The sequence below is a fragment of the Roseovarius sp. genome (assembly GCF_965277045.1).
Lineage (GTDB): Bacteria > Pseudomonadota > Alphaproteobacteria > Rhodobacterales > Rhodobacteraceae > Roseovarius.
This window is the reverse complement of the sequence record NZ_OZ255712.1, coordinates 3729022-3750483: the sequence shown is the minus strand read 5'-3', so window position 1 is coordinate 3750483 and position 21462 is coordinate 3729022. Positions and strand designations below refer to the sequence as shown.

Annotated in this window: 21 protein-coding genes and 1 tRNA gene; 9 read left to right on the top strand and 13 right to left on the bottom strand. The window is 63.0% G+C overall.

What is annotated here, in order from left to right; genetic code table 11:
• Positions 1-82 precede the first annotated feature (82 nt).
• Both ACQY4V_RS18675 and lpxK read left to right on the top strand, forming a co-directional pair.
• The gene (locus tag ACQY4V_RS18675; RefSeq protein WP_428514295.1) at positions 83-1303 is read left to right on the top strand and encodes a 3-deoxy-D-manno-octulosonic acid transferase; all 1221 of its coding nucleotides are present in this window, start codon (positions 83-85) and stop codon (positions 1301-1303) included.
• Positions 1303-2295 (top strand): tetraacyldisaccharide 4'-kinase, encoded by a 993-nt coding sequence (gene lpxK / locus ACQY4V_RS18670; protein WP_428514293.1) that lies wholly within the window; start codon positions 1303-1305, stop codon positions 2293-2295. The genes ACQY4V_RS18675 and lpxK overlap by 1 nt, the downstream gene beginning before the upstream one ends.
• Positions 2296-2361: 66 nt before the next feature.
• On the opposite strand, the gene ACQY4V_RS18665 is transcribed toward lpxK, so the two are convergent.
• The 3 genes from ACQY4V_RS18665 to ACQY4V_RS18655 are packed head-to-tail and all read right to left on the bottom strand — an operon-like array spanning position 2362 to position 4709.
• On the bottom strand, positions 2362-3483 hold the full coding sequence (locus ACQY4V_RS18665; RefSeq protein WP_428514291.1) for a CaiB/BaiF CoA transferase family protein: 1122 nt from the start codon (positions 3481-3483) through the stop codon (positions 2362-2364).
• Positions 3480-4181, bottom strand: a complete 702-nt coding sequence (locus ACQY4V_RS18660; RefSeq protein ID WP_428514289.1) for a DsbA family protein — start codon at positions 4179-4181, stop codon at positions 3480-3482. Before ACQY4V_RS18660 ends, ACQY4V_RS18665 begins: the two co-directional genes overlap by 4 nt.
• 9 nt (positions 4182-4190) lie before the next feature.
• On the bottom strand, positions 4191-4709 hold the full coding sequence (locus tag ACQY4V_RS18655; protein ID WP_428514287.1) for a DUF721 domain-containing protein: 519 nt from the start codon (positions 4707-4709) through the stop codon (positions 4191-4193).
• 83 nt (positions 4710-4792) lie between these two features.
• Between ACQY4V_RS18655 and mutY the strand changes: the two genes are divergently transcribed.
• Both mutY and ACQY4V_RS18645 read left to right on the top strand, forming a co-directional pair.
• Positions 4793-5872 (top strand): A/G-specific adenine glycosylase, encoded by a 1080-nt coding sequence (gene mutY / locus ACQY4V_RS18650; protein WP_428514285.1) that lies wholly within the window; start codon positions 4793-4795, stop codon positions 5870-5872.
• 66 nt (positions 5873-5938) lie between these two features.
• Entirely contained in the window at positions 5939-7099 is a 1161-nt protein-coding gene (locus ACQY4V_RS18645) for an alkane 1-monooxygenase (RefSeq protein ID WP_428514283.1), read from the top strand.
• Positions 7100-7218: 119 nt separating this feature from the next.
• Here the strand turns inward: ACQY4V_RS18645 and ACQY4V_RS18640 are convergent, their stop codons facing one another.
• The 3 genes from ACQY4V_RS18640 to petA are packed head-to-tail and all read right to left on the bottom strand — an operon-like array spanning position 7219 to position 9956.
• Positions 7219-8007 (bottom strand): cytochrome c1, encoded by a 789-nt coding sequence (locus ACQY4V_RS18640; RefSeq protein WP_428514281.1) that lies wholly within the window; start codon positions 8005-8007, stop codon positions 7219-7221.
• 17 nt (positions 8008-8024) lie between these two features.
• On the bottom strand, positions 8025-9365 hold the full coding sequence (gene petB, locus ACQY4V_RS18635) for a cytochrome b (RefSeq protein WP_152490874.1): 1341 nt from the start codon (positions 9363-9365) through the stop codon (positions 8025-8027).
• Positions 9366-9377: 12 nt separating this feature from the next.
• Positions 9378-9956, bottom strand: a complete 579-nt coding sequence (gene petA, locus ACQY4V_RS18630; RefSeq protein WP_222451513.1) for a ubiquinol-cytochrome c reductase iron-sulfur subunit — start codon at positions 9954-9956, stop codon at positions 9378-9380.
• A 224-nt stretch (positions 9957-10180) separates the two neighbouring features.
• Here petA and ACQY4V_RS18625 point away from each other — a divergent pair, with 224 nt between their 5' ends.
• The 4 genes from ACQY4V_RS18625 to ACQY4V_RS18610 all read left to right on the top strand — a co-directional run bounded on the left by ACQY4V_RS18625 (position 10181) and on the right by ACQY4V_RS18610 (position 13661).
• On the top strand, positions 10181-10861 hold the full coding sequence (locus tag ACQY4V_RS18625; protein ID WP_428514278.1) for an outer membrane protein: 681 nt from the start codon (positions 10181-10183) through the stop codon (positions 10859-10861).
• Positions 10862-11014: 153 nt separating this feature from the next.
• Positions 11015-11407 (top strand): hypothetical protein, encoded by a 393-nt coding sequence (locus ACQY4V_RS18620; RefSeq protein ID WP_428514276.1) that lies wholly within the window; start codon positions 11015-11017, stop codon positions 11405-11407.
• Positions 11408-11451: 44 nt separating this feature from the next.
• On the top strand, positions 11452-12858 hold the full coding sequence (locus tag ACQY4V_RS18615) for a PepSY-associated TM helix domain-containing protein (protein WP_428514274.1): 1407 nt from the start codon (positions 11452-11454) through the stop codon (positions 12856-12858).
• Positions 12859-12959: 101 nt separating this feature from the next.
• Positions 12960-13661, top strand: coding sequence for a calcium-binding protein (locus ACQY4V_RS18610; protein ID WP_428514272.1), 702 nt, complete (start codon positions 12960-12962; stop codon positions 13659-13661).
• Position 13662: 1 nt separating this feature from the next.
• Here the strand turns inward: ACQY4V_RS18610 and ACQY4V_RS18605 are convergent, their stop codons facing one another.
• The 5 genes from ACQY4V_RS18605 to dapF all read right to left on the bottom strand — a co-directional run bounded on the left by ACQY4V_RS18605 (position 13663) and on the right by dapF (position 17541).
• Positions 13663-14265 carry a glutathione S-transferase gene (locus ACQY4V_RS18605; RefSeq protein ID WP_428514270.1) on the bottom strand — a complete coding sequence of 201 codons (603 nt, stop codon included), beginning with the start codon at positions 14263-14265 and terminating at the stop codon, positions 13663-13665.
• Positions 14266-14317: 52 nt separating this feature from the next.
• Positions 14318-14938, bottom strand: coding sequence for an FMN-binding negative transcriptional regulator (locus ACQY4V_RS18600; protein ID WP_428514268.1), 621 nt, complete (start codon positions 14936-14938; stop codon positions 14318-14320).
• 83 nt (positions 14939-15021) lie between these two features.
• A complete protein-coding gene (locus ACQY4V_RS18595) occupies positions 15022-15411 on the bottom strand; it encodes a nuclear transport factor 2 family protein (protein WP_428514266.1) in 390 nt (129 codons plus the stop codon).
• A 31-nt stretch (positions 15412-15442) separates the two neighbouring features.
• Positions 15443-16711, bottom strand: coding sequence for a tRNA (N(6)-L-threonylcarbamoyladenosine(37)-C(2))-methylthiotransferase MtaB (mtaB, locus tag ACQY4V_RS18590; protein ID WP_428514264.1), 1269 nt, complete (start codon positions 16709-16711; stop codon positions 15443-15445).
• Positions 16708-17541, bottom strand: a complete 834-nt coding sequence (dapF, locus tag ACQY4V_RS18585; protein WP_428514262.1) for a diaminopimelate epimerase — start codon at positions 17539-17541, stop codon at positions 16708-16710. Before dapF ends, mtaB begins: the two co-directional genes overlap by 4 nt.
• 107 nt (positions 17542-17648) lie before the next feature.
• Here dapF and ACQY4V_RS18580 point away from each other — a divergent pair.
• Positions 17649-17724: transfer RNA gene (locus ACQY4V_RS18580), tRNA-Lys, on the top strand.
• 313 nt (positions 17725-18037) lie between these two features.
• Here the strand turns inward: ACQY4V_RS18580 and ACQY4V_RS18575 are convergent.
• Positions 18038-19144 carry a hypothetical protein gene (locus tag ACQY4V_RS18575; protein ID WP_428514260.1) on the bottom strand — a complete coding sequence of 369 codons (1107 nt, stop codon included), beginning with the start codon at positions 19142-19144 and terminating at the stop codon, positions 18038-18040.
• Positions 19145-19328: 184 nt separating this feature from the next.
• Positions 19329-21389 (bottom strand): hypothetical protein, encoded by a 2061-nt coding sequence (locus ACQY4V_RS18570; protein ID WP_428514258.1) that lies wholly within the window; start codon positions 21387-21389, stop codon positions 19329-19331.
• Between the last annotated feature and the right edge of the window lie 73 nt (positions 21390-21462).

Below are 21462 nucleotides of genomic sequence, written 5' to 3'. Positions count from 1 at the left end.
CGGCCGCCGCGAGGGATGCAACGGTGCCATTCTGCTACAGACATGATTTCACGGCGTTATTACGCACCGCAAGGGGTCCGGCATGAGCCGCTCCCTCAGCCTCGCGGCGTATCTCGCCTATGCCCGTCGCGGCCCGGCCAGGCCCTACACCCCCAGCCGGGAGCGCCCCTCCGGCCCGTTGTTCTGGGCTCATGCCGCCGACAGCGGCCACGCCGGCGCCTTGCTGCAGCTCTTCGACCGCCTGCGCCTCTTCCGTCCGAAACTCTCGCTACTGCTGACCTCCACGGACACGCCTTCGGCCACGCCCTATCGGGACCGGACCGAAGTCATCTTCGAACAACTGCCCGAAGACAGCGTCGCCACCGCCGAGGCGTTTCTTGGCTGTTGGCGTCCCGACATCGCCCTCTGGACAGGTGGCGGCCTTCAGCCCGCCCTGCTGGATCGCACCGCAGAAATGAGCATTCCCATCGCGCTTGTCGATGCCACCGAAGCCGCGCTGGCGCGTCCCGCCTGGCGCTGGTTTCCCGACCTGCCCCGCGCCTTGTTGCGCCAATTCGACTTCGTCATGGCCCGAGACGAGGCCTCGGCCCGCTTTCTGCGCCGCATGGGCGTGCCCGAGCGCGTGGTCTCGGTCACCGGCCCGCTGCTCGAAGGCACCGTGTCCCTGCCCTACAACGAGTCCGACCGCGCCGACCTCGCCGCCACGTTGCTGGGCCGTCCGATCTGGCTGGCCGCGATGATCCGCCCCGAAGAGATCGAGACCGTGCTTGACGCCCATCGTGAGATCAGCCGTTTCTCGCACCGGACCCTGCTGGTCATGGCGCCCGAAACCCCGGAAGAGACGGCGCCTTTCCGCGCCGCGCTGGAGGATGCCGGAATGCGGCATATCACCTGGTCCGAAGGCGCGCTGCCGGACGAGACCACCCAGGTGATCCTGGCCGACACACGCGGCGAAATGGGGCTTTGGTACCGCCTTGCTCCGACCACCTTTCTGGGCAGCTCGTTGGTCTCGGGCGCGCATGGATACGACCCGAACGAACCCGCGGCGCACGGCTCGGCCATCCTTTACGGCCCCAATATCCGCCGGTATCTCAACAGCTACTCCCGCTTTGCCGAGGCCGGCGCGGCCCGCATCGTTCGCGATGCCGAAACCCTGGCCGCCGCGGTCAAACGCCTGATCCCCCCCGATCAGTCCGCCGGGATGGCCCATGCGGCATGGGAGGTCGCCTCGCGCAGTGCCGGGCTGACCGACCGTATCGCCGACCTGCTGAACGACCGGCTCGACCGGCTGGAGGAACATTGATGCGCGCACCCGGCTTCTGGGACACCACCCCCGACCGGCCCGGATTGCGGGCACGGCTATTGTCGCCCCTGGGCCGCGCCTATGCCCGCGCCACGGCCCGTCGCGTGGCCAGGGCGCCGGAGTTCCGCGCAGAGGTTCCGGTGATCTGCGTCGGCAACCTCAATGCCGGCGGCACCGGCAAGACGCCAACGGTGATCGCGCTCGTCCAGCACCTGCAATCGCGCGGCAGGACCGTCGCCGTCATTTCCCGCGGCCACGGCGGCGCGCTCGAAGGACCCGTCGAGGTGAACGAGCGCAGCCACACCGCCCGGGATGTCGGGGACGAGCCCCTGCTGGTCGCCGCCTTCACCCGGACCTGGATCGCCCGCGACAGGGCCGCCGCGGCAAGGGCGGCAGCGGCCTCGAACCCGGATGTGATCATCATGGATGACGGTCACCAGAACCCGTCTGTGGCGCGCGACCTGTCGCTTGTGGTGGTCGATGCGGTCAAGGGCTTCGGCAATGGCCGTTGCCTGCCCGCCGGCCCCCTGCGCGAGCCCGTGGAAACCGGCCTCGACCGCGCCGATCTGCTGCTGTCGATCGGCCCCGACGCCGCGCAGATCGCGTTTCGCAAGACCTGGGGCCACGTCATCCTGATCCCCCACGTGAACGGCAGCCTGGACCCGTTGCAGACCGGCATGGACTGGACCGGCACGCGCTTTCTCGCTTTCGCGGGCATCGGTCACCCAGAGAAATTCTTCGCCACCCTGCGCGGACTCGGTGCCGACCTTTCGCGGGCCGAGGCGCTGGACGACCACCAGCCCCTGACCGAGGCGCTGATGACCCGGCTGGAAAACGAGGCCGCGCTCATCCACGCCCAGCTCGTCACCACCGAAAAGGACGCCGTCCGCCTGCCCCCGGCCTTCCGCCGCAAGGTGCTGACCCTGCCAGTCCGTCTCACCCTTTCCGATTGGTCGGCAATCGAGGCAAAGCTGAAAAACCTCGGCCTCTGACCCGGCTTTTTCTTGCCCTAAATACTCAAATCAAAAAATAGAGCGTGGCGCAGCCACACAATTTGATCACGCCGGGTCATCCTCGCCCAGCTTCGGCGAGGCTCGTCCCAGCGACAGATCCGCATCGGAGAACCGCATCGGGCTGCGCACGCCCGGCACGCCGTCCACCTCCACCTTCAGGCCCCGCGCCACGACCTGCGGATCGGCAAACACCTCGGCCATGTCGTTGATCGGCCCCACCGGCACGCCCTGCGCCTCGCAGCCGGCTTGCAACTCGGCCTTGCTCAGCCCCTTGGTGTACCCGGTCAGCGCCTCTGTCAGCGCATCGCGATGCGCCACCCGGTCAGCGTTCGTTGCGTACTCCGGCGCCGCCTTCACGTCCGCCGCGCCCAGCACGTCGCAGAACCGCCCGAACTGCGCGTCGTTGCCCACCGCCACGATCAGGAAACCGTCCGAACATTCGAAGACCTGGTAGGGCGACAGGTTCGGATGCTGGTTGCCCAGCCTTTGCGGCGGCGTGCCCGTGGCAAGGTAGTTCATCGCCTGGTTCGCCGTCACCGCCACCGCAGTATCCAGAAGCGCCATGTCGATATGCTGGCCCCTGCCCGTCGCCTGCCGCTGGTGCAGCGCCGCCAGGATCGCGGTGCTGGCATAGACGCCGGTGAAGATATCCGTCACCGCCACGCCGACCTTCACCGGCTGGCCTTCGGGATCGCCGGTCATGCTCATCAGCCCCGACATGCCCTGGATGATATAGTCATACCCGGCTTTGCCCGCATAAGGCCCGTCCTGCCCGAACCCGGTGATCGAGCAATAGATCAACCCCGGGTTCACTTTCGCAAGGCTAGGGTAATCCAGCCCGTACTTGGCCAGCCCGCCAACCTTGAAATTCTCGATCAGGATGTCGGCCTCCGCCACCAACTCACGGACACGGGCCTGGCCCGCCTCGGTGCGGAAATCCACCGTGACGCTCCGCTTGCCGCGGTTGCAGGAATGGAAATAGGCGGCCGAACGGTCGCCGTCACGCTCAATGAAGGGCGGTCCCCACTGGCGCGTGTCGTCGCCCGTGGGGCTTTCCACCTTGATCACTTCTGCACCCAGGTCCGCCAGAACCTGCCCGGCCCAGGGGCCGGCCAGGATGCGTGCCAGTTCGACAACCTTCAGGCCGGCCAGCGGCGCGGGCTTCATTCCGCCAGCTGTTCGTCGATCATCGCCTTCAGCTCGTCATAGGACATGTTGGAATGCGTCTGGCCATTGATCACCAGCGTCGGCGTCGAATTCACATCGTCGGCCTCGGCATTCTCCTGGAACCACGCCACCAGCGTCTTGGCCTTGTCGGCGTCGTTCAGGCAGGCATCCAGTTGGTCGTCGTCCAGCCCGGCGACCTTGCCGATCTTGCGCAGCCGCTCGGCAATCGCCACCGGGTCCTGCCCGTCGCCGATCCAGTCCTTCTGCTGGTCATAGATCATCTCGGTGATGCCAAAGAACCGCTCTTCGCCGCCGCAGCGCGCCACCATCGACGCCCAGAGGCCATAACGGTCGAAATAGACGTCGCGATAGGTGAAATGCACCTTCCCCGCGTCGATATACTCGGATTTCAGCTGCTTGAACTGGTTCTCGTGGAAATTCGCGCAATGCGGACAGGTGAAGGACGCGTATTCGACAATCTTCACCGGCGCGCTTTCCTCGCCCAAGGTCATTTCCACGATCGAGGACGTGTCGATGTCTTTCGCCTCCGCGTCGGACGCCTCCTGCGCATTGGCGGCGCCCGGCAGGTCGATCACACCGCTGCTTTCGGTGGGTTTGCCGGTCTGCCCGCTCAGCCACCAGCCGCCGCCGGCCGCCAGGACAAGGGCCGCGGCCCCGGAAAGAAGCACGTTTTTCATTTCATCACCTTACGATTTCTGCGTGTTGCTTTTCGTTAATACGTTCCGGCCCAGCTTTTCCAGCGCATCGCGCAGTCCCGCATCGCCCACGGGCTGCGCCAGCCTGGCGGCCGCGGCCACGGTCATCTCGCTCGGGGCGGGTTTCTCGACCGCCTTGGGCCGGTGCTCGAAACTGGCCTGCCCTTCGGCAAACCCGGTGGGCGCTGTCTGGGTGATCTGCACCCGCGCGATGGCGTTATAGCCATAGGCCGTGTTCACCCGCTCGCGCAGCGTTTCCTTCTGCATCTCCAGCATCGGCGCCTGCGCCCCGGTGGTCAGCACGACCAGCGTCGCGCCCAGCCCATGCCGGGGATAGGTTACCTTTACGGGACGGCAGATGGCAGCGATCTCGTCGCCGGCAATCTCGGGCCAATGGGTCACCACGCGCGACACCGCAAAGCCCCGGCTCTCGGAGGCTTTCCGGATCTGCGCCCCAAGCAGGGCACCACTGCGCTTGAAGCCTTTCGTCGTGCCCCGGTATGCGGGCATGGCTGACCTCCCGTTTCCTCGCCCTAATGTAGGGGGTATGAGAGTGAACAACAAACGCAAAGCTGGCAAAGGCGGGATAACAGATGCGTGACAGCGAGATGAGCGCAGAGCTGCTGGACTGGTACGACCGCCACGCTCGCCAGATGCCATGGCGCGTGCCCCCCGAGGCCAAAAAGGCCGGGGTGCGCCCCGATCCCTATGCCGTCTGGCTGTCGGAGGTGATGCTGCAACAAACCACCGTCGCCGCCGTCAAAAGCTATTTCGAACGCTTCACCGCGCTCTGGCCCACGGTCACCGACCTCGCCGCTGCCGAGGATACGCAGGTCATGGGCGAATGGGCCGGCCTTGGGTATTACGCGCGCGCCCGCAACCTGCTGAAATGCGCCCGCGTCGTCGCCTCGGACCATGACGGTCAGTTCCCCGGCACCGCCGCCGAGTTGCAAGAACTCCCCGGCATCGGCCCCTATACCGCCGCCGCCATCTCGGCCATCGCTTTCGATCAGCCCTCGGTCGTGGTCGACGGCAACGTCGAGCGGGTCATGGCCCGCCTGCACGACATCCATACCCCCCTGCCCGCCGCCAAACCCGAACTGACCGAAGCCGCGGCAAGCCTCACCCCGGCGCAACGCCCCGGCGACTATGCCCAGGCGGTGATGGACCTTGGCGCCACCATCTGCACGCCCCGCTTGCCCGCCTGCGGCATCTGCCCCTGGCGCACCCCCTGCGCGGCGCGCACGAATGGCACGCAGGCCGATCTGCCCAAAAAGACCCCGAAAAAGGCCAAGCCCACGCGCCTCGGCATCGCATATGTCGCTCGCCGCGCCGATGGCGCATGGCTGCTGGAACGCCGCCCCGACAGCGGCCTTCTGGGCGGAATGCTCGGCTGGCCCGGCAGCGACTGGTCCGACGCCCCCACCCCCGCCCCGCCGCTGGAGGCCGACTGGCAGATGCTCGACGCCGAGGCGCGCCACACCTTCACCCATTTCCACCTGCGCCTGAAGATCGCCCTTGCCTGCCTTGGCCCGGACGCGGACAGTCCCTCCGACACCACCCGCTTTGTCCCCACCCACGCCTTCAAGCCGACGGAGTTACCCACCGTCATGCGCAAGGTTTTTGACTTGGCCCGCGAACCCTTGCAAGACTGCGCCGCGAACACGTCCTGAGGCGATTTGCGCAATCGCCCCGCCCCCGCGCATCGCGTTATAATCGCGGGCAATAAGGTGAAGGCCATGCAGACCACCACACCCAAGTATCTTCCCGCCGAAAAGGTCGAAACCCTCAGGCGCGCGCTGCCCTTCTGGGCCGCCTTCTCGCTTGTCCCGCTGGCGATCGTCAGCGCCACCCAGGGCGGCTGGACGGTCTTCCTGCTGCCGCTCTTCACCTGGTATTTCTTCGCCGCGCTCGACACGGTGCTGGGGCTGGAGCTCGACAATCTCGACCCCGAAACGCGCCAGCAGCACATCCGCATGTACACCGCCGTCACCGTGCTCTGGCCGCCGGTGCAGTTCTGCCTGCTTTTCTGGATGATCTGGTACGCCACCGGCCCCGGCGACGCGCATCTGAACGCTTTGGAAACCATACTGCTCTTCTTCGGCATGGGCGTGATTTCCGGCACGGTCGGCATCAACTTCTCGCACGAACTCATGCACCAGAAGGGCAAGGGCGAGCGCTTCCTGGGCGACGCGCTCCTGTCGATGGTCCTCTACTCGCATTTCCGCTCCGAGCACCTGCAGGTCCACCACCGCCACGTGGGCACCCCGCGCGACCCGGTGACGGCCCGCTACAACGAAGGGTTCCACCGCTTCTTCCCCCGCGTCCTGCGCGAAAGCCTGCTGTCTTCGTGGAAGGCCGAAAAGGCGCTGCTGGCCCGCAAGGGCCAGCCGTGGTGGGACCTCGGCAACCCGTTCTGGAAATACTGGGCGCTGCAAGCCTTCATGCTGCTCCTCGCCGCCCTCATCGGCGGCTGGATCGGCCTCGCGCTCTTTGTCTGGCAGGCGTTCATCGCCATCTGGCAACTGGAGCTGGTCAACTACGTCGAACATTACGGACTCACCCGCAAGCACCTGGGCGACGGCAAGTACGAGCACGTCAAACCCCAGCACAGCTGGAACGCCGCGCAGAAGGCGTCGAACTGGCTGCTGATCAACCTGCAACGCCATTCCGACCACCACTACAAGCCCAACCGCCGCTTCCCGCTCCTGCAGAACTATTCCGAGGACGAGGCGCCACAACTGCCCTACGGCTACCCGGTGATGACCGTGGCCGCGATGATTCCGCCCTTGTGGCGCCGGGTGATGAACCCCCGCGTCCGCCGCTGGCGCGAGAAATACTACCCCGAGATCACCGACTGGAAGCCCTACAACAAGGCGCTGAACCCGCTCCCGCGTTAGTCGTAGACTCTGCGCGGGATTAAGGCGCAGCAAGCGCGCATCGCCCGTCCCCACTCCCCAAGAAAAAACCCCCGCTGCATCGCAACGGGGGCTTTCAAACCTAAACGAAGGCCGGTCGTTCAGCTTTCGTATTTCTTCTTGATCGGCTTCCAGATCCGCTTGTTCGTCAGGTACAGAAGCACCGACAGCAGCGTCAGGAAGATAACCCCGGTCAGGCCCGCCTGCTTGCGGTCCATCATCTTGGGCTCTGCCGTCCACATCAGGAAGGCCGCGACGTCCTTGGCGATATGGCTCAGGTCGTTGTCGTGACCGTCGGCATAGTCCACGTCCTCACCGTAAAGCGGCGGCGCCATGGCGATCCAGCCGCCGGGGAACGCCTCGTTCTCATAGAACGTGGTGCCGGCTTCTTCCTTGGTCTCGCCGGTATAGCCGGTCAGGATCGAATAGATATACTCCGGCCCACCCATGCCTTTCACAAGCTGGTTGATGCCCGTGCCCTCGGGCCCGTGGAATCCGGCGCGCGCCTTCGCCATCAGGCTCAGGTCCGGCGCGGATTCCATGTTCGAGCCGGGGAAATGGTCGACCGGGCGTGCCGCGCGGAAATCATCCAGTTCCTCGTCAAAAACCTCGTAATTCTCGGCATAGGCGCGCACCTCGGCCTCCGAGAAATGCGGTCCGCCTTCATCGCCCAGCGTCCGCAGCGGCACGTATTGCAGGCCGTGGCACGCCGAACAGATCTCGGTATAGACCTGCAGACCGCGCTGAAGCTGGAACTGGTCGAAGCTGCCGAACGGCCCCTCGAACGAGAAGTCCACGTCCTTTACGTGGCCCTCACCGCCCGCGGCCATCGCGCCACCGGTCGAAAGGGCCAGGGCGGTAACTGCGCTGATCGCGACTGTCTTGAACATTTGCCTCGTCCTTTCTCTTACTCGGCCGGGCTGGCAACGGTGGCCGTGCCGCCGCTTGCCGCCTTGTGCGCCTCGAAATCCGCCTCGATGGTCTCGGGCTGCGGCAACGGTTTCTCGATCACGCCCAGCAGGGGCAGGATGATCAGGAAATACGCGAACCAGTAGGCCGACGCGATCAGCGAGTAGGTTGCATAGGGCTCTTCCGCCGGACGCGCGCCCAGCCACATCAGCACGACGAAGTCGACCGCCAGCAGCCAGAACCACCACTTGAACATCGGACGATACCGGCCCGACCGCACCATCGAGGTGTCCAGCCACGGCGCCAGCGCCATCACGGCGATCGCGCCGAACATGGCCAGCACGCCAAAGAACTTGGCGTCGATGATGCCGCCGGTGATGAACGATGCGAACTGCACCACCCACACTTCCGACGTGAACGCCCGCAGGATCGCGTAGAACGGCAGGAAGTACCATTCGGGAACGATATGCGCCGGCGTCGCCAGGGCGTTGGCCTCGATATAGTTGTCGGGGTGGCCCAGGTAGTTCGGCATGAAGCCGACGATGGCAAAGAACACCGCCAGGATCACGGCCAACGCAAACAGGTCCTTGATCACGAAGTAGGGCCAGAACGGAACGGTGTCCTTCTCGGCCTCGGCCTTCGAGGTGCGGCGCACTTCGACACCCGTGGGGTTGTTGTTGCCCGTGGTGTGGAACGCCCAGATGTGAACGGCCACGAGGGCGGCAATCACGAAGGGCAGCAGGTAATGCAGGCTGAAAAAGCGGTTCAGCGTGGCGTTGTCCACCGCCGGACCACCCAGCAGCCAGGTCTGGATCGGCTCACCGATCAGCGGGATCGCCCCGAAGAGGCCGGTAATCACCGTGGCACCCCAGAACGACATCTGCCCCCAGGGCAGCACGTAACCCATGAAGGCCGTGCCCATCATCATCAGGTAGATCAGCATGCCCACGATCCATGTGATCTCGCGCGGGGCCTTGTAGGAACCGTAATAGAGACCGCGGAAGATGTGCAGGTAGACCGCGAAGAAGAACAGCGACGCGCCGTTCATGTGCAGGTACCGGATCATGTGCCCGCCGTTGACGTTGCGCATGATGTGCTCGATCGACGAGAACGCGTAGTCGACATGCGGCGTGTAATGCATGACCAGAACGATGCCGGTGATGATCTGCAACGCCAGGCAGAAGGTCAGCACGATGCCCCAGATCCACATCCAGTTCAGGTTCTTGGGCGTGGGAATCATGATGGTGTCGTAAAGAAGACCGACAATGGGAAGGCGGCGGTTCAGCCACTTTTCACCGCCGGTTTTCGGTTCGTAATGGTCGTGAGGAATTCCAGCCATCGTTGTTATTCCTTATCCCAGCTTAACGGTCGTTTCATCGACGAATTCGGCCACCGGCACCGGCAGGTTCTCCGGCGCGGGTCCTTTGCGGATGCGTCCCGCCGTGTCGTAGTGCGACCCGTGGCAGGGGCAGAACCAGCCGCCTACGCCGCTGTCCAGCACGTAATCACCGGCATTGCTCAGCGGCACGCAACCCAGGTGCGTGCAGACGCCGATCTGCACCAGCCACTCGCCGGTCTCGTCCAGCGCGCGGTTCTGGTCGGTGGCTTCGGCCTCGCCTTGCAGGTTCTCGTTCCGGGCAATCGGGTCCGGCAGGCTCGAGACATCCACATCGCGCGCGGCCTCGATCTCGGCCTCGGTGCGACGGCGGATGAAAACCGGCTTGCCCAGCCACTTCACCGTAAGCTGCGAGCCCTGGTCGACGCCGGACACGTCCACCCGGATCGAGCTGAGCGCCTGAACGTCGGCAGAGGGGTTCATCTGGTCGATCAGCGGCCAAACGGCTGCCCCGACCGCCACGGCGCCGGCGCCGCCGGTCGCGTAGTAGATGAAATCTCTGCGTGTGCCTTCGTGATCTTCTGCGTGGGACACGAGCCAATCTCCAATCTGTCTGAGCCTTCTCGGCAAACTCCCGCAAGCGGCGAACGGACGACTCCCCGTGCCGCGGTCAATCGGGTATTTATCCAACGATGACTGAGGCGTCCAGTGCACAATGCCAATCATTTGACGAGGGCGCTCTTGTGTCGCGCTTGTGGCGTCTGGACAGCGGGTGTAAGCACGGCGCGACCCGCCCTTCTGCTTCAAAGGCCCGTATCATGCTGAATTCCGTTCGTGTTTCCCTGTTTGCCCTCGTCGCGATGGCCAGCCCCGCCGCCGCCGAGATCGAGCTCAGCTTCTATCTTGGCGCGCAAGGCGTCACCGAAAGCTCCGCCAGTGGCGTCCTTCCCAACGGCGGCGGCGCGTTCAACCGCAACATCGGCTGGGAAGGCAAGCCATTCGACGCGCCCATCTATTACGGCGGCCGCGCGATGTACTGGACCGACACCAACTGGGGCTTCGGGCTCGAAGGCACGCACACCAAGGCCTACATGCCCGCCGGTGACGCCGCTGCCGTCGGCCTCACCCGGTTCGAGCTATCGGACGGCCACAACATCTTCACCGCCAACGTCATGAAACGCTGGCCCGGCGCCTTCAACCAGGGCCGGTTCACGCCCTATGTCGGCGGTGGTCTCGGGGTCGCCGTCCCTCATGTCGACGCGCTCGCCGTTGGGGCCACCAACCGGACCTTCGACTACGAGAACACGGGCGTCGCGGTGCGCGGCATCGCCGGCATCAAGTACAATTTCACCGACCGCTGGGCGCTCTTCGGCGAATACCAGATGACGTATTCCGAGAACGACATCACCATCGACGGCGATCCCGGTCAGCCTGACGGCAAACTCAACACCGACCTGCTGACCCACGCGGTGAATTTCGGCATCAGCTACAGCTTCTGAAGCGTTTCGCGACAAACCTGCATCACAGCTTGTCGTGAAACGCCGCGAAACTCTCGGTCTTGGCAGGCGTTTCGACTTTAGCTGATGGCTGAGGGTAAAGGGGAAACGCTTTGAGGTCTGGCGCGCTCCGTCGGCGCGCGCTATTGACCCCACATGAAACCGAAACGCCCTCCCCGCTCCGGCGCGACACGCAGCATCGGCCTGATGCTGCTCTGGGCGTTCGTTTCCGTCTTCACCGCCTTTTCGTCCTTCGCGCCGGGCACCATGCCCCAGTTCCAGCCCGGCGGCATCACCGTCGTGCTGTGTACCGGCGACGCCCAGCGCAGCATCACCGTCGATGAAACCGGCACCCCGGTCGAGGCCGAGGATGTACCCTGCCCCTGGGTCACCCATGCCAAGGCCTCTGATCCGGTCACGGCCCCGATCCTTGCGGCACGCCCGATCCGCGCCACCCATCGCGACGCCGTCCTAAACAACGCGGCAGCGCCGCTTCCGCGCCCCGGCTTCCCCCCGGCGCAGCCCCGCGCACCCCCTGCCTACCTTTGATCTGACTGCACTATACCAACTGCTTCATTTCAAAGGAGAACCTCATGGTTTCCGACCCTACTCCCATGGGCGCGGTCCCGACCGCTGCGCATGACCCGCAGAAACTCTACCGCGCCGCGTGGCGCTGGCACTTCTACGCCGGGCTTTACGTCATTCCCTTCTTCGCCCTTCTGGCCATCACCGGCATGATGATGCTCTGGATCGCGCACCTTGACGGCCGCGACGGCGAACGCATCCCGGTCACCGCGTTGGAGGCGCCCGTTGCCGTCTCCGACCAGGCCAAGGCGGCCCTCGCCGCCATCCCCGAGGGCGAGCTGCGCGCCTATATCGCGCCCCGCACCGACGATGTCGCCGCCGTCTTCCGCGTCGACGATACCACCGGCCCACAGATGGTCGCCGTCGATCCCTACACCGCCCAGGTCATCGAAAGCTGGCCGCGCCGCAGCGGCTGGTACGACTTTGCCGACAGCCTGCACAGCGACATCAGGCTCGGCGTCACCGGCGACCGGATGCTGGAAATCGCTGCCTCCATCGGCATGGTCCTGATCGCCACCGGCCTGTACATGTGGTGGCCCCGCGGCGGCGGCACCTGGCGCGAGGCTCTGTTGCCCCGGCTTGGCCGTGGCCGCGCCGGCTGGCGCTCCCTGCATGGGGCCGCCGGCTTCTGGATCTCGATCATCCTGATCTTCTTCCTGCTCTCGGGCCTCTCGTGGACCGGCATCTGGGGCGCCAAAATGGTCCAGGCCTGGAGCCAATTCCCCGCCGAAAAATGGGACAACGTCCCGCTCTCCGACGCCACACATGCCAGCCTCAATGCTGGTCGCGCCGATGTGCCCTGGGTGCTGGAACAGACACCCCTGCCCGCCTCGGGCAGCCTGGCCGGCACCGACGGCCTCGCCCCCGGCACCCCGGTCAATATCGACAGCATGGATGCGCTCGCGCGCCGGATCGGCTTTGACGGACGCTACCAGATGAACCTGCCTTCGGGCGACACAGGCGTCTACACCTTCGGGCGCGATTCGATGAACACCGACGACGTGAACCCCACGACCGACCGCACCACCCATGTGGACCGCTACACCGGCCGCATCCTCGCCGATATCCGCTACGAGGATTACTCGCTCGCGGGCAAGGCCATGGCCGTGGGCATCGCCCTTCACATGGGCACGCTGGGCCTCTGGAGCGTTCTGGCCAACACCGCTTTCTGCCTGACGGTGCTGATGCTCTGCGTCACGGCGGTGGTGATGTGGTGGAAACGCCGCCCCTCAGGCAGCACCCGCCTCGCCCCGCCGCCGATGCCGTCAAACATGCCACTATGGTCCGGCGCGGTGCTGGTGGGGCTCTTGGTCTCGCTGGCCTTCCCGCTGGCGGGCCTGACGCTGATCGGGGTCATCGCGCTCGACGTGCTGGTGATCTCCCGAATCCCGCCGCTGCGGCGCCTGCTGACCTGAACCACATGGAATGGCCCGGGGATCTGCCCCGGGCCGCTTTCTTTGAACGCTGCGGCTCTGCGACCCGACACAAGGGCATGTTCAACGCAGAGGACCACACAATGAAACGCGACAGCTTCCAGTTCATCGACAGTGCAACCGACGACCTCACCGGCACCACATCCACCAATAAGGGTGTATTCAACTTCGGCGGCCGTCCCGACCTGCCCGGCGACTTCACCGATGGCGAAGACAGCCACGATGGCGCACCCGGAGGCCGCGTCCTGCCCGGCGAGGTGCACGGCACGAAAGACGACGACCATATCTTTGACACCAATACAGCCGATGGCTCGCGATACTACGGCTTCGCCGGCGACGACACGATCGAAACCGGCGCGGGAAATGACAGCGTCTTCGGCGGGCTGGGCAACGACGTGATCATCGCCAATGGCGGGAACGACGTGATCGTTGGCGGCGAGGGCGACGACAACCTCTACGGCGAGGCCGGCAACGACAGCATCCACACCGGCGACGGCGCCGATATCGTCTTTGGCGGCACAGGGGACGATTTCATCTACCTGACCGACGACGGCGATGTGGACAGCGTCTATTTCATCCAGGGCAACGGCAACGACGTGATCGACAATTTCGAAACCGGCATCGACCAGGTCGGCATCGGCGGCTTCGGCTTCACCTCCTTCGCCGACATCGAAGGGCTTATCACCTATTCCGGCGATCAGGCTCTGATCGACTTCGGCAATGGCGACACGATCATCTTCACCGGCCTCGAAGCGCCGCTTGCCGCCGACGATTTCATCTTCTGACCTACTCGGGCGCGGTGGCCTTCATGCTCTCGCGCTCCGCAAATGCTGCGAACCAGTCGTCCAGGGCGTCATTGCCCTTGCGCCAGCCCCGGTCGCCCAGCCTGAAATCAAGGTAGCCCAGCGCGCAGCCCACCGCGATCTGCCCCGCATCCAGCGGCCCGCGCAGATGGCTCATCCACCGCGCGTTGATCGCCGCCACGCTGCGCGCGACCTTCTCCCACTGCGCCTCGATCCACGGCTCATAGACCATGTCCTCGGGCCGCACCCGCCGCTCGTAGACCATCGCCAGCGCCGCATCCAGGATCCCGTCCGCCGTCGCCTCCAGCGTCAGCGTCTCCCAGATCCGCCCTTGCGGATACAGCTTCGTGCCCGCCCGCGCATCGAGGTAGCGACAGATCACCCGGCTGTCATAGAGCGTCGGCCCCTCGTCCCGGATCAGCGCCGGGATCTTGCCCACCGGGTTGGCCGCCGCCACCGCCGGATCGGTCGCCACCGGCGTGGTCGACACCTCGACCATTTCGACCTCGTCGATCAGCCCGGTCTCGATCAGGGTCACCTTCACCTTGCGCACATAGGGCGACGGTTTGGCGGAAATCAGTTGCATCGCGCAGTCCTTTCAAAATTCGTCTCAAGCTACGCCGGCGGACTGGCCGGGTCTAGCCTTTCGCATCCCGCATCAGCGCCGCCAGCGCCCCGATCTCGACGCCCATCCCCGACGCCTCCACCGCGTCGGCGGCCCGCAGCCGCACGTCATCTTCCTTGTTCTGGTTCAGCTTCCACGTGCCGTGGATCTCGTCCACCCGCATCCGGCAGGGCACGATCTGCCGCATCATCCGCGCCATGACGTCCGGCGTCATCTTGTCGGATGTCCAGGGCCCCTTCGGCAACAGCTGATCCTCGAAATGCGCCGATTGCCGGTCCAGCAGGTCGCGCAGCTCGTCCTCGGGGCGCAGCTCGACCTCGCCCACCAGATGCACTGCCACGTAGTTCCAGGTCGGCACCTGGTCCTCCGCCCCGTACCAGTCCGGCGACACATAGGAATAGGGGCCCACCACAGCCAGCCGCGCGCGCAAGGGCTCAGAGAGCGCCCGCGCAATCGGGTTCGACCGCACCAGGTGAAACTCCGCCGCCGCCCCATCCTCCGTCAAAAGGAACGGCACATGGGCCATCAGCGGCGCGCCCTCGGCCTCCACCGCCAGTATCCCGAACGCCTGCGCCCGCGCAAAAGCGATGTTGCGCGCTTCGGGCGTCTGGCGAAAGATCGGGTTGGGATGCATGGCGGGTCTCCTTCGCGCTCACCATGTCGCGGCGCGCCACGTCCTGACCAGCAAAGAATTGTCCCCGTCACAATCGCAGCGCGTCACGGCTCCCGCGCGAGCGCGGCGGTGTCATGATACTCGACGATCTCGGTGATCTGCCCGTCCCTGACCGCAAAGAACAACGCCAGCCGCGTGTCGAACTGCCGCCCCGTCCCCTTGTGCGTCGCCCCGTGCGCCACCTGCGCCGCCGCCCGCTCGCCACTCACGATCAGGTCCACCATCCGATAGCCGGTGATCTCCCACCGCGCCAGGATCTCCCCCACCGTGTTATAGAATGCCGCCTTGCCCGACACGTCACAGGTGAACTTTCCGCAATCCGGTTGCCCGTTGATCCGATACCTCAAATCCTCGGCCAATAGCGCATCCAGCGCGGCGGTATCTCCGCCGGCATAGGCCTCGACAGCCTTTTCGATAACATCCTGCGTCTGCATGCGCGCCTCCCAAGGGCCGACCGCCCTCAGACTAGCACAAGGCCGGGTCCGCCGTCAGCCGCGCCGCGTCATGCCCGGTCACGCGCGCCGACACGATCTGCCCCTCTGGCTGGTCGCTGCCGAACGTCACCTCGGTGAACTGCTCGGTGCGCCCCATCCGCGCATTCTCCAACAGAACCCGGTGCACCCGCCCCTGCTGTTCGTCCAGGTGCCGCGCCACGCGCGCCGCGCCGGCCGACCGCAACCGTGCCGCCCGCTCCTTGATCGCCCGCCCGTCCACCTGCGGCATCCGCGCCGCAGGAGTACCCGGGCGTGGGCTGTAGGGAAAGACATGCAGCCAGGTAAGCCCGCACTCCTCGACCAGCCGCAGCGAGTTCTCGAACGCCGCCTCCGTCTCGGTCGGAAACCCGGCGATGATATCCGCACCAAAAGTCATGTCGGGACGCAGTTTGCGCGCCTCCTCGGAAAAGCGGATCGCGTCGTCGCGCAAATGCCGCCGCTTCATCCGTTTCAGGATCAGGTCGTCACCATGCTGCAAGCTCAGGTGCAGATGCGGCATCAGGCGGCTTTCGGTGGCGATTGCCTGCATCAGGTTCTCGTCCACCTCGATCGAGTCGATCGAGGAAATCCGCAACCGGGGCAGATCCGGCACCAGCTTCAGGATGCGCATCACCAAATCGCCCAGCTTGGGCTCGGCGGGCAGGTCCGCGCCCCAGCTCGTCAGGTCCACACCGGTCAGCACCACCTCGTTATAGCCCCGGTCGACCAGCCGCTTGATCTGGTCCACCACGACACCCGCCGGCACGCTGCGCGAATTACCCCGGCCGTAGGGGATGATGCAGAAGGTACAGCGATGATCGCAGCCGTTCTGCACCTGCACATAGGCCCGGCTCCGCGTGCCGAACCCGTCGATCAGGTGCCCCGCCGTCTCGGTGACGCTCATGATGTCGTCGACTTGAACCGCCTCCGTCTCGCCGATGAAATCGGCGGCGAGGCCAGTCCAAGTGCCGCGCACCATCTTCTCGGTGTTGCCGATGACGGCATCCACCTCGGCCATGGCGCTAAAGGTCTCCGGCTCCGTCTGCGCGGCACAGCCCGTCACGATCAGCCGCGCGTCCGGGTTTTCACGCCGCAGCTTGCGAATCTCCTGCCGCGCCTTGCGCACCGCCTCGGCGGTGACCGCGCAGGTGTTGACCACAACGGCGTTCTCCAGCCCAACCTCTCCGGCAAGCTCTTTCATGGCTTCCGTCTCGTAGGCGTTCAACCGGCAGCCCAGCGTGGTGAAAACAGGCGCGCTCACGACGCGGCCCTCAGGAAATCCGCCGTCAGCACCCCGTCGCAGACATGCATCGTCGGCCCGGTCATCCACACGCCATCCTCGCGCCAGTCCACCCGCAGCGTCCCGCCATCGAGATCGATCCGCACATCGCGTCTCGTCAGCCCCCGCCGCGCTGCCGCCACGGCCACGGCACAGGAGGACGACCCCGAGGCCAGCGTCATTCCCACGCCCCGCTCCCACACCCGCATCCGGATGTGATCGGGGCCAATGACACTGGCCACCTGAACGTTGGTGCGCTCGGGAAACAGCGGATGATGCTCGTAGCGTGGGCCGAAGCTTTCCAGCGGGATCGCCTCGGCGTCGTCGACGAAGAAGGTGCAATGCGGGTTGCCCATGCCGGTCGCCACCGGACCGCCCTCGATGGGCAGTTCCAGCGTGTCCATCTGCTCGGACAGCGGCACGCCCTGCCAGTCCAGAAACGGCGCGCCCATGTTGACCGAGGTCAGACCATCGCCCGCCTCCACCGCGTAAAGATCCCCCCGCGCCGTGGTCAGGTGCAGGCTTTCCTTGCCCGTCTCGTCCAGCAGATACCGCGCAATGCAGCGCGTCGCGTTCCCGCAGGCGGCGGCCGTCGTGCCATCGCTGTTCCAGAACTCCAGATGCGCATCGCCCGCACCCTCGCGGATCACCGCCAGCTGGTCGAATCCGATCCCGCGATGCCGGTCGCCAAGCGCCATCGCCAGCGCCGGCGTCACCTCCACCGACCTCGCACGCGCATCCACGACGACAAAGTCGTTTCCCAGCCCGTGCATCTTCATGAAGGGCAATCCGGTATCCTGCGCAACGCTCATGGACGCGCATATAAAGCGCCCGCGCAGACGAATCCAGCCACAGCGGAAAATTCCGTGCAATTGGGGCTTGACCCCCCTCTCCCCTCTTTCTAGATAGGCCGCCTAGTGGGCCGTTAGCTCAGTTGGTAGAGCAACTGACTTTTAATCAGTGGGTCGCAGGTTCGAATCCTGCACGGCTCACCACTGAAATCAAGGTCTCGGCGCCTGGTACGCGATGGTCGCGGTTTTGCGTGTCTGATAAGTGTCCGAGATAATTTGCGCGATTATCGGATTGGATTTAGTCCGGAAATCCCGTGCCTTCACCCGCCAAATTGACACGATTCGTTGCATCTCTTTCTCGTCAGAGGGGAGGGCTTCCAAGCCGCCCGAGACCAAAGGCTTTTCGCACCGTAAAAAAAAGAATTTTGGCATCTGAGACGAGCGGTTTCTACGTGATCGCCAAGGGTTCGCGAACGAAAGCTCCTCATCTGCAAAAGTGCAACTAGAGCTTAGTTCGCTAATTTACGGGATTTGCAGCGACAGGTCGGCCTGATCGAAACGTAATGGCCGCCTCTATGTCCATTGGAAAATCATTACAGCCTTCTGCAAATGCTAACCCTTGCCAAGAACACTCTATGCGACCCGACGTGATGCAAGTTCCGTCCGCTGCACAGTTCTCGGCGCGCATTCTATTGAAAACCCATTTGTTTCCGCCACCAACAAAGAATTTCACCTCACAGCCAGCAGGGGATCGGTCGTAGGAGAACGTTTCTGAGCCTTGTAATGTCAGATCATACCTCTGCTTGATGTCTCTGCATATTTCAGCCACCAGGAAATCTACAGCAAGCTTCTCATAGACATCCGTCAAATCCGATTCCTCAGGAGAAAAGCCAGTAGATTTGGAAATAGCAGCCATGATTTCCGGCTTAACGTCGGCGGCTCTGAGAGTACCTTCAATACGTCTAGGTTGACCTTGTTTCGCATCCCACTCGAACTTAATGAAGCGCTTGCCGATCCAGGTAAGTGTAACGGTCATCTCTCGAACAATACACTTTTCAACGCCTCGATAGTCACGTGCACGAAGCACCATGCGATAGGTCATGTTTTCTATCACTTCGAGTTTTCGAAAGCATCCGGTATGTTTCTCAACTATCGTAAGTGCTTCGCCGCGATTGATCCGGGATTTTGAGTCATTCAGTATATTGACGTCGAAATCTCCGTGGCTCGCGTCGAAGTCAACCTGGTTCAGTCTCGACAGCAAGTCCAGTACGGTCGGATTAGTCCCATCTAGAACCAGCACTGGCGCTCTATCGTGTATCACGTTCAGGACCGCGGTTGCTTCTTCGTTGCCGCATCTCTCGGCGTTTTCTAACGCTCCAAGCAGGTAACTCCAATCTTGAGAGGACATCTTTTGCCTAACGCTGGGATCCAAAGACGAAGGGTCGTTAAATCCGTATTCTGAGAGAGCTTCGAGCGCGTTGGCATAGTGGCGTTGGGCAACTTCGCCTAGGTCTCTTGACCAGAAAACCTCGCCCCCGGAGCGAGGCGTAACCCTTTGTAGACAGGCTTCTGCCACGGATACTTGGCAAGCAAGTGCAAAAAGCGCAAAGGACAGCAGCTTCATTCGTGACCCCCCCTAGTCAGCCGAACCTCTTTAGTTAACGCTTTTCATTGGGACAAACGCAAGCTCGACGCGATGTCTGACATCATCCGCGATTGGTCTATTCATGGCGCAACCTCACTACTCGGCACGTGTCTTCTGTTTTCTTGAATTCGGACACAGACCTTCCGGCCAAGTATCCAACCGGTCAAAATAGCGAAACAAATCTTCTTGGGTCGAGCTGAACTTCCCACTCTTCGCCGATGAACTTCAATTCCAGATCCGTTTCAGTTCTACGGGAATTGCCCAGACCGCGAAGTGCGGAAGCCATGTCGCCATGGAGACCACCAAGTCCGGTGTTTACCTCGTCGCGAACATCCAAAGAGAACGTTACCCTGCAAACTGCAATCCCTCCGTCTTGGTCACATCCACCAAACTCGGAAATCTGGTACTTCATGGTTACAAGCAGATACTGAACACGTCCGCCGTATAGTCTGGCCGTATTCTTTCCGAATTCAATTTTGCTGACCAAAGCGACCACATCATACAGAAACAGGTCCAATGCCCGCTGCACCTGAACATGATCAATTGGTTGCAGGTCGAGCGATTTAAGCTCTTGCAGGCGTTGCTCAGCCCTTAGTCTCGCAGCCTCCTTCCGGGCTTCTCGTTGTTGTTGCCGCAATCGCTCCTGCTCCGCTCTCTCTCTTTCAAGAGCCAATTTTGCGGCTCTTGCGGCATCGATGCGTTGGACCAGCTTTGTCAGGGCCTCCTCTGCATCTGCATGTCCAGCCCGACTTGCAATTGTCAAAAGCTCGATTGCGAGTTTCTCCCTCTCATTCTTTTGGATCCTGGCGCTTCTGCTCAGTTTGAAGTCGCCGCCTTCCACCAATCGCAGACCTACAATTGCGGCTGCATCGGGGTGCCCAAGTCGCGCAGCCGTGACCAAGTCATTGTCCCAACCAGTGGGCGCCCATGTGTAAGCAAGCCATGCCGCCATCGCATCTTCGGGCGCCAGTGTTTGCAGAATGTCTCTGTACGCGGTGGTTCTGGAAATGTCGTCGACGAACGGAAGTTCGCCAAGCCTTTCAATCAAGCGCACAATCCCGGTCCGCTTGTTCGAACGCACTCTCTTACGGATCGCGGCGTTCAGGTTGTCGAGCATCGACGGAGTAATTTCGCTGTCCAGAATATCGCCCTGTGCATAGGCGATAAGCAACAAATCGTCAGAAGCCGCTTTGACATCGACATGGGTCATGCGCTCGTTGGCATACTTGGAATACACCCGGCCAGGATTTGGCAGAAGGTAGATTTCGAATTGGCCAATTGAAGCCGATGCCAAACGCAAGAAATGCTGTGCACTTTTCAGATTCTGCTCGACTCCCACACCCTCCAGGAAGGCGAACCCTAGGTAGAAACTTGCTTGGTGCTTCAGATCATTCAGCCATCTCGCGTTGCTTGCACCCGAGGATACTCTGAGTTCTGACAAGTCCAACAGTTGCTTCAGATCGTTCGCTGGAACAGACTTGCTCAAATCACACCTGAGGTCCGCTCCGCCATAAGCGTCTTTTTTCGCCGTGCAGATTGAAGGGATCTTCACACTGCCGGCTTGCACCTCCGCGACCACATCAGGTTCACGAATGCATCTGCTGCCCAATGATGTCGACGTCTTCTTGCATTCAAAAGAGCTCTTCTCACGTTTGGCCACAATGGTGCTGCATCCGCCAGCCAATATCCTGCCCGTGAAAGTGTCATCTTCTACCACCCCTTGAAAACCAACCATCGAAAAACGTGGCGGCCGTTCTATCCAGGCATCCGGAGCGAATTCGAGTTCCCGGTCATATTTGTCATTGCTCCGACGCAGGTAAAAGACACCCCAAGGAGAGAACGGGTCTGCTCTGTTTCCAAACTCGAAAATTGCAAAGCCTTCGAGCTTGAAGCGCCCTCCGACAACCGTCAGGGTGACAGGCGTCTGTCCCTGAGAACAATTGTAATGCCCGCTGAAGACTCCCGCGGATTTGTTGCCCGGCCAGTCGTCGAGTAAACCGCGCAATGTGGCAACGGGATTGCCGGAAACCTTGCTCTTTGGCTTAAGGTAATCGACCAGTTGTTCAGCCGCACTTACGGTTTCTTCATTTGATTCGCCGTTGACTGAAACGTCCGATGAACCTGTGGCTACCAAAATACTTTGTACAATTCTGATATCGCTTTCGCTCTGTGCGTAGCATGCTTGTGCAAACACAATCGCAAACGTCGCCCACAAACTACGCATCCTAAGTTCCTTTCTATTCAATCAATAGACGCCAAAAGAAAATACGAGCCGCTGCATTTGCCCATGATGCACA